Origin of the sequence: Nocardiopsis sp. NPDC057823 (genome assembly GCF_042797335.1) — a bacterium.
GTDB classification, from domain to species: Bacteria; Actinomycetota; Actinomycetes; order Streptosporangiales; family Streptosporangiaceae; genus Nocardiopsis; species Nocardiopsis changdeensis.
In genome coordinates, this window is record NZ_JBHVLR010000007.1 from 279,644 (window position 1) to 287,084 (window position 7,441).

Genomic DNA, 7,441 nt, shown 5'->3' on the forward strand with positions numbered 1-7,441 from the left:
CGCACGTCCCCACCGCGTGGCACAATCCCCGTCATTCGCAAGATCATCCACCGACATGCGAGGGAGCAGGGGCGTTGTTCCGCACCACCACCGGCTGGGTCGTCTCACCCACAGACCTCGTCGACACCCTCGAATGCGACCACCGCAGCGCCCTCAAGGCCGCGCTGGCCGCCCGGGTGGAGGGCGCACCCGCCCCCGAGCCCGTCGACCCCCTGGTCGCCCACCACGGCCTCCTGCACGAACAGGCCGAGCTCGAACGCCTCACCGCCCTGTTCGGCCACGTCGTGCACATCCCCGACCCCCACCCCGACGACACCTCCCTGGCCGAGGCCGCGGCCGCCACCGCCCACGCCATGGCCCAGGGCGCCCCCGTCATCTACCAGGGCTGCTTCCACCACCCCCTGCCCTCCCGCGGACCCGTCCCCGTCGCCTTCCACGGCCGCGCCGACTTCCTCATCCGCGCCGACCTGGACCCCGCCACCGGCGCGCCCCGCCCCGACGCCGACCCCGACGAGCCCTTCACCTACGAGCCCTGGGACACCAAGCTCGCCCGCCGCCCCGGGCCCGGCGCCGTCGTCCAGCTCGCCGCCTACGCCCACGCCGTCACCGTGGCCACCGGCCGCACCCCCCGCCGCATGCACCTGCTCACCGGCGACGGCCACACCCACAGCCTGGACACCGTCGACTTCACCCCCATCCTGGGCACCGTCACCGACCGGCTGCTGGACTCCCTGGCCGCCGACCCCGCCCTGCCCTCGCCCACCTGGGGCGCCCCCCGCCCCTCCTGCGACGGCTGCGGCTACTCCACCTGGTGCTCCTCCGGGCGCACCGCCGCCCGCCACCTGTCCCTGGTCGCGGGGCTGCGCACCGACCAGGCCGCCAAGCTCATCGACGCCGGCATCTGCACCATCGACGACCTGGCCCGCGCCGACGACGAGCAGCGCCCCGCCGCCCTGCCCCGCCGCTCCTTCGAGCAGCTGCGCGCCCAGGCCCGCCTCCAGGTCCGCCAGGACACCACCCGCACCCCCGACAACCCGCAGGGCACCGTCACCGCCGAGGTGTTCGCCCCCGACGGCCTGGCCGGCCTGCCCGCCCCCAGCCCCGGCGACGTCTTCTTCGACATGGAGGGCTACCCCTACCACTCCCGCGAGGGCGGGCGCGGCCTGGAGTACCTCTTCGGCGCCACCACCGAGGACGAGCACGGAGCCGAGACCTTCCACACCTTCTGGGCCCACGACCGCGTCCAGGAGAAGAAGGCGCTGGAGGACTTCGTGGACTTCGCCTGCGCCCGCATCGAGGCCGACCCCGGCGCGCACATCTACCACTACGCCTCCTACGAGGTCGACCGCCTCAAGCACCTCAGCTCCGAGTTCGCCACCCGCGAGGAGGAGGTCAACCGGCTCCTGCGCGAGCACCGCCTGGTGGACCTGTACACCGTGGTCCGCAAGAGCCTGCGCGTCTCCCAGCGCTCCTACTCCATCAAGTACCTCGAACCCCTCTACCTGCCCGACGCCCGCTCCGGCGGCGTCACCACCGCCACCTCCAGCATCGACGCCTACGCCGCCCACCTGTCCGCCCTGGAGGCGGGCGAGCACGACCGCGCCGCCCAGATCCTGGCCGACATCGCCGCCTACAACCGCGACGACTGCCACTCCACCGCCCGCCTGCGCGACTGGCTGGAGGAGCACCGCACCCTCCAGGGCATCACCGACCGGCCCGCCGTCCAGCTCGAACTCACCGAGGACGAGGCCGAGCGCGCCCGCAAGCGCGCCGAGCGCCTGGCCCGCCAGGCCGCCCTCACCGGGCCCCTCCTGGACCAGGTGCCCCAGGACCCGGCCGAGCGCACCGAGGAGGAGGCCGCCCGCGCCTCCCTGGCCGCCCTGGTCGGCTACTACCAGCGCGAGAACCTCCCGCCCTGGCGCGAGCACTACCGCCGCACCAACGCCCCCCTCACCGACCTGGAGACCGACACCGACTGCGCCGTCCCCTGGCAGGTCCGGGCGGGGGAGTGGATCGAGCCCACCGGCCGCCAGCGCAAGGCCCGCCGCGAGATCCTCATGCGCCTGGACACCTCCCACCCCCACCCCTTCACCGCCGGACAGGACGTCCACCTGCTCTACCCCGGCGCCCCCGGCCAGCCCGCGCTGGCCGCCACCGCCTCGGTCGCCGAGGCCCGCCCCGACAGCCTCACCGTCGTCGAGACCTGCGACGCCGACGCCCTGCACTTCCGCAACCCCGTCGCGGTCCTGCCCGGCTCGCCGGTCAACCCCGCCCCCAAGGACGGCGCCCTGGAGCTGGTCGCCGGCCGGGCCCTGGAGGACCTGCCCGACTGGCCCCGCCACGCCGGGCTGGACCTCCTGCGCCGCATCCCCCCGCGGCTGGCCCCCGCCGGCCCCCTGCCCGACCCGGCCGCGCACGGCGGCGACCTCATCGAGGCCACCATCGCCGCCGTCGACCGCCTGGACCACTCCTACCTCGCCGTCCAGGGCCCGCCCGGGGCGGGCAAGACCTACCTGGCCGGACGCCTGATCACCCACCTGGCCCGCCAGGGCAAGAGCGTGGGCGTGTGCTCCACCAGCCACAAGGCCGTGGAGAACGTCATGTCCGCCGCCCTGCGCGCCGCCCGGGAGGCGGGGGTGGAGCTGCCCGCGGCCAAACGCGCCAAGTCCAAGAAGGACGCCGACCCCGACCTGCCCTGGGACCAGCCCACCAGCCCCCAGGCCCTGGCCGGGTGGCGCACCAAGCACACCGCCGAGGGCCGCCCCGTCCTCATCGGCGGCACCGCCTGGGCCATGGCCAACGCCTCCATGGTCGCCGACCCCCTGGACGTGCTCATCATCGACGAGGCCGGCCAGTTCGCCCTGGCCGACACCCTGGCCGTCTCCGCCGCCGCCCGCGACCTGGTCCTGCTGGGCGACCCCCAGCAGCTGCCCCAGGTCGTCCAGGGCACCCACGGCGAGGGCGCCGACGCCTCCGCCCTGCAGCACCTCATGGGCGGCCGCCAGATCATCGACCCCGCCCGCGGCTACTTCCTGGACCAGACCCGCCGCATGCACCCGGCCGTGTGCGCCCCCGTTTCGGACCTGTCCTACCAGGGCCGGCTGCACGCCCACCCCGCCACCGCCCAGCGCACCCTGTCCGTCCACGAGCCCGGCCTGTACGCGCACGTGGTGGACCACCGGGGGCGCACCACCCACAGCCCCGAGGAGGTCGACGCCGTGGTGGCCGCGGCCGCCGCCCTGGTCGCCGACAAGGTCACCCTGGACCCCGAGGCCGGGCCCCGGCGGCTGACCGGCCACGACATCCTCGTGGTGGCCCCCTACAACCTCCAGGTGCGGGCCCTGCGCCGGGCCCTGGCACGCGCCGCCGGGGCCGACCCCGCCCTGGAGGGGGTCCGGGTCGGCACCGTCGACCGGTTCCAGGGCCAGGAGGCCCCGGCCGTCATCTGCTCCATGACCACCTCCGACGCCGCCGAGACCAGCCGCGGCACCGCGTTCGTCCTGGACCGCAACCGCCTCAACGTGGCCCTGTCCCGGGCCCAGCTGATCGCCGTGCTCGTCCACTCCCCGCACCTGGCCACCACCGCCCCGCGCAGCATCGAGGAGCTGCGCCTGCTGGCGTCCTTCACCCGCCTGAGCGGCGCCGCCCGCCCCTGGCCCGACCACCGGTGACGGCGGCCCGCCACCGGTTTCGGACACCCTCCGGGTGGAGTACGTTTTACAGAGCACGCCCCCTGCCACGGCCGGTCCGCGCGATCGCGAGGCCGTGCGCCGCGCGTGCGCGACGGCCCTCCCCGACCCGTTCCCGAAAGGCACCCCGGCCCCCGTGTCCGACAGTCCCTCCGCCTCCGGTGGCGGCCGCAACACCCGCCACCCCACCGGAATCCGCGTCGTCGTCCTCATCCTGGCCCTGATGGCCCTCGCCCTGGGACCCGCCGGGTACCTCATGGGCGTCAACGCCCAGTCCCACGCCGGGTCGGCCGCGGAGTGGTTCACCCTCTCCTTCGGCGCCTTCGTCGGCATCCCCCTGCTCGCCGCCGCCGTGGCCACCGTCGCCGGGGACCGCAGGGCCGCCCTGTGGTCGCTGGTGCTGCTGGCCTGGCCGCTGGTGTTCGTGTCCCTGATCCACTTCACCCCCCTGGGCGGGTAGGCTCCCGGGCGTGTCACCCAAGAAACGCAGACAGCGCAAACCCCGGCGGGACCACGACCGCGGCGCCGCACCGGAGCGCGCCGGCGCGGAGGCCGCGCAGGAGCCCGGGGCCCGGGGCCGGGTGTCGCGCACCCCGGTGGTCCTGGACGACCCGCCCGACCGGCGCATCACCGCCCTGTGGGTGGTCCTGGCCCTGGTGTGGGGCCTGGGGTCGCCGCTGGCGCTGGCGATGCTGCTGTTCACCACCATGGACGCCGCCGCCGTCGACCCCGCCGACCCGGCCGCCGCGGCGGGGGCCGTGGACTCCATCGGCACCGCCCTGATCTGGCTGCTGGTGCTGGCCCTGGTCGTGCCCGCGGTGTCGGCGGTCGCCGCGGTGGTGCTGCGGCGCAGGATCGCCGCGATCGGGTTCACCGTCGCCCTGGCCGTCTCGGCCGGCCTGATCTTCTGGGCGATGCCCCCGGCCGAGCTGTGGGACGCCCTGCGCTCCCACCTGTCCGGCTGACCCGCGGGGAGAGCCCGGTGGACACCCCCGAGCACGCCGTGGCCCTGCCGGACGCCGTGCGCACCCGCCTGGCCGCGGGCACCCAGAGCGTCCTGGTGGACGCCCGCGCCCTGGAGCGGGTGCGCGAGCGCTTCGACGACGACCAGGCGCGGGCGCTGGGCCGGTTCCTGGCCAACGCCCAGTCGCCCAACACCCTGCGCGCCTACCGCACCGACTGGACCGCGTTCACCGCCTGGTGCCTGGCCGAGGGGCGCACCGCGCTGCCCGCCGAGGCGGTCGACGTGGCGGTGTACCTGGCCGCCTGCGCCCAGGCCCGCACCCCCGACGGGCGCCCGGCGCTGGCCCCGGCCAGCATCGAGCGCCGGGCCGCGGCCATCGCCGCGGTGCACGGCGCCCACGGGCTGGCCTCGCCCACCCGCGCCGAGGTGGTGCGCCTGACCCTGCGCGGCATCCGCCGCACCCGGCGGGCCCGCCCGCGCCGCAAGGACCCGGTGGTGCTGGCGACCCTGGAGGCGCTGCTGGCCCACCGGCCCGGGCCCGGGCACCCGGGCGGCGTCGCCCGGCTCCGCGACACGGTGCTGCTGCTGACGGGGTTCGCGGGGGCGCTGCGCCGCTCGGAGCTGGCGGGCATCACCTTCGACGACATCACGGTGCGCACCGACCCGGCGGGCGGGGCGACGACGCTGCTGGTGGCGCTGGGCGCCACCAAGACCGACCAGGAGGGGCGGCGCGGCCACGTCGTGGCGCTGCCCCGGGGCCGCCACCGGCACACCTGCCCGGTGTGCGCGCTGGCCGACTGGGCCGAGCTGCGCACCGCCCACCTGGAGGGCGGCACCGACGCGGTGCGCGCCCTGCTGGCCCGGGCCGCGGCCGAACCGCCCGCCGCCGCGCACCGGTGCGCCCGCCTGGACGCCGCCGCGCTGGCGCCGCTGGCCGACGGCTCGCAGCGCCCGCTGCTGGTGTCGGTCTCGCGCCACGGCGCCCTGGGCGCCCGGGCCATGACCGGCCAGTCGGTGGGGGACACGGTCAAGAAGTACGCGGCCCGGGCGGGGCTGGACCCCGACGCGTTCGGCGGGCACTCCCTGCGCGCCGGATTCGCCACCCAGGCCGCGCTGGGAGGCGCCGCCGACCGTGAGATCATGCGTCAGGGGCGCTGGACCAACCCGCGCACGGTGCACGACTACATCCGCAGCGCGGACCCGTTGGACGACAACGCGGTGACCCGCCTGGGGCTGTGACGGGGCCGGGCGGGGCCTCGTCTCGAATCGTCAACGAACCCGCCTGTGAGGACGGAAAACCGCACTTATCGTGCGATCCTTCACTCACGACACATTAGGTTGGTTGCGTGAGAAAGGGGACGGGCCCATGGTCGACGAATTCCGCGCCGCATTCCAACAACTGATCGACGCCTCGGTGACCGCCGACCCCGGCCAGTTCCCCGCCGCGGTCCACCGCGTCCTCGTCCTGGCCTCCCGGATCCCCGTCTCCGAGCGCGAACTCGCCCTGGAGGCCCTGGCCCCCCTCCTCACCGGCGACCACGCCGCCCCCGGCATCACCGCCGACCTGTGCGTCGTCGCCGGGGCGCTCGTCGAGACGGGCACCGACCCCGGCCCCGCCGGCCCCGAGGTCCTGCGCCGCCTGCGCGCCATCGGCCGCGGCGCCATCGTCTTCGCCCGCGCCTGGCAGCGCACCGGCGGCGGCGAGCCGCCCGACCCCGACTCGGTCACCGCCGCCGACGAGAACCGCGTCGCCACCGACCTGGGCGCCGACGCCCCCGGCGCCACCATGTGCTGGTGGACCGTCGCCCGCCACGCCCTGGCCGCCAAGACCATGCTCGCCCGCTCCACCGTGCGCTCCCACGTACGCCGCGACCCCACCCTGCACGCCGAACTCGTCGCCGTCGCCAACCAGCTCGGCGACCACCTGCCCGACCTGCAGGAGGTCCGCGCCCTGCTGCGCATGGCCGAGGCGGGATCGGCCCTGGTCCTGGACCGGGAGTCCGGCCGCGCCTTCCGCGTCCTGTTCGACGGCATCGGCGACAACTTCCAGCTCCACACCCTGCTCGCCGACGCCCTGGTCGGCCCCCAGGGCATGGGCCTGGCCGGGGACCCGCCGGACCCGCGCTGGGTGCGCGCCTTCCGCGACGGCGACCCCGACCCGGCCGCCCGCACCGTGCGCGGCTGGTGGAACCTGGTCGCCCACGACGGCACCTGGGTGTGGAACGAGGGCGTCCCCGCCGAGATCCCCACCCTGGACGGCGAGCACGTCCTGGTCCTGGACGAGCAGCCCTACCCGCGCTCCTGGAGCGCCCACCGCCGCCACCCCCTGGTCACCGGCTGGCTGGAGGTGGAGGGCGAGCTCCCGGCCGAGGAGGCCGCCCTGTGGTGGAAGCGGGTCGCCCCGGCCGAACCGGCCATCCCCGACCCCACCGACGACTCCACCCCCATCCCCGAGCCGGTCCTGGCCGAGGAGGCCGCCGGCGCCGAGCGCGTCCGCGGCTTCCTGCCCCCCGAGCCCGAGCCGCTTCCCCGGCGGCCCGAGGCCGCCCCCGCGCCCGAGCCGGCACCGCCGGCGCCCGCAGAACCCCCGGTGCCCCCGGCACCCGCGGCCCGACCCGAACCCGCGCGCCCGGCCGCGCCCGCCGCCGAGCCGCCCGCGCCGCCCCGCACGGGCGGCGGCACCGGCCTGCCGCCGCTGCCGCCCGGGGTCTCCAACAGCTCCGCCTGGGGCCCCACCTGGCGCTGACCCCGCCCGTGACACGGCCGCGGGCCCGCACCCCCTCTTCCC

General features: G+C 76.6%; 5 protein-coding genes. All 5 read left to right on the forward strand.

Annotation, left to right across the window (positions count from 1 at the left end; genetic code table 11):
• Positions 1 to 74 precede the first annotated feature (74 nt).
• The 5 genes from ACFVNO_RS15240 (at position 75) to ACFVNO_RS15260 (ending at position 7,399) form a co-directional block, all read left to right on the forward strand.
• Positions 75 to 3,671, forward strand: coding sequence for a TM0106 family RecB-like putative nuclease (locus ACFVNO_RS15240; protein WP_378892947.1), 3,597 nt, complete (start codon positions 75 to 77; stop codon positions 3,669 to 3,671).
• A gap of 154 nt (positions 3,672 to 3,825) precedes the next feature.
• A complete protein-coding gene (locus ACFVNO_RS15245) occupies positions 3,826 to 4,149 on the forward strand; it encodes a hypothetical protein (RefSeq protein ID WP_355261231.1) in 324 nt (107 codons plus the stop codon).
• 10 nt (positions 4,150 to 4,159) lie between these two features.
• Entirely contained in the window at positions 4,160 to 4,654 is a 495-nt protein-coding gene (locus ACFVNO_RS15250) for a hypothetical protein (protein ID WP_355261228.1), read from the forward strand.
• Positions 4,655 to 4,671: 17 nt separating this feature from the next.
• Positions 4,672 to 5,892, forward strand: coding sequence for a tyrosine-type recombinase/integrase (locus ACFVNO_RS15255; RefSeq protein ID WP_355261225.1), 1,221 nt, complete (start codon positions 4,672 to 4,674; stop codon positions 5,890 to 5,892).
• Between the two features lie 127 nt (positions 5,893 to 6,019).
• Positions 6,020 to 7,399 carry a hypothetical protein gene (locus ACFVNO_RS15260; protein ID WP_378892951.1) on the forward strand — a complete coding sequence of 460 codons (1,380 nt, stop codon included), beginning with the start codon at positions 6,020 to 6,022 and terminating at the stop codon, positions 7,397 to 7,399.
• Positions 7,400 to 7,441 lie beyond the last annotated feature (42 nt).

Coding starts and splice junctions, on each gene's coding strand:
- ACFVNO_RS15260 (WP_378892951.1), top strand. CDS start 6,020: ATGGTCGACGAATTCCGCGCCGCATTCCAACAACTGATCGACGCCTCG.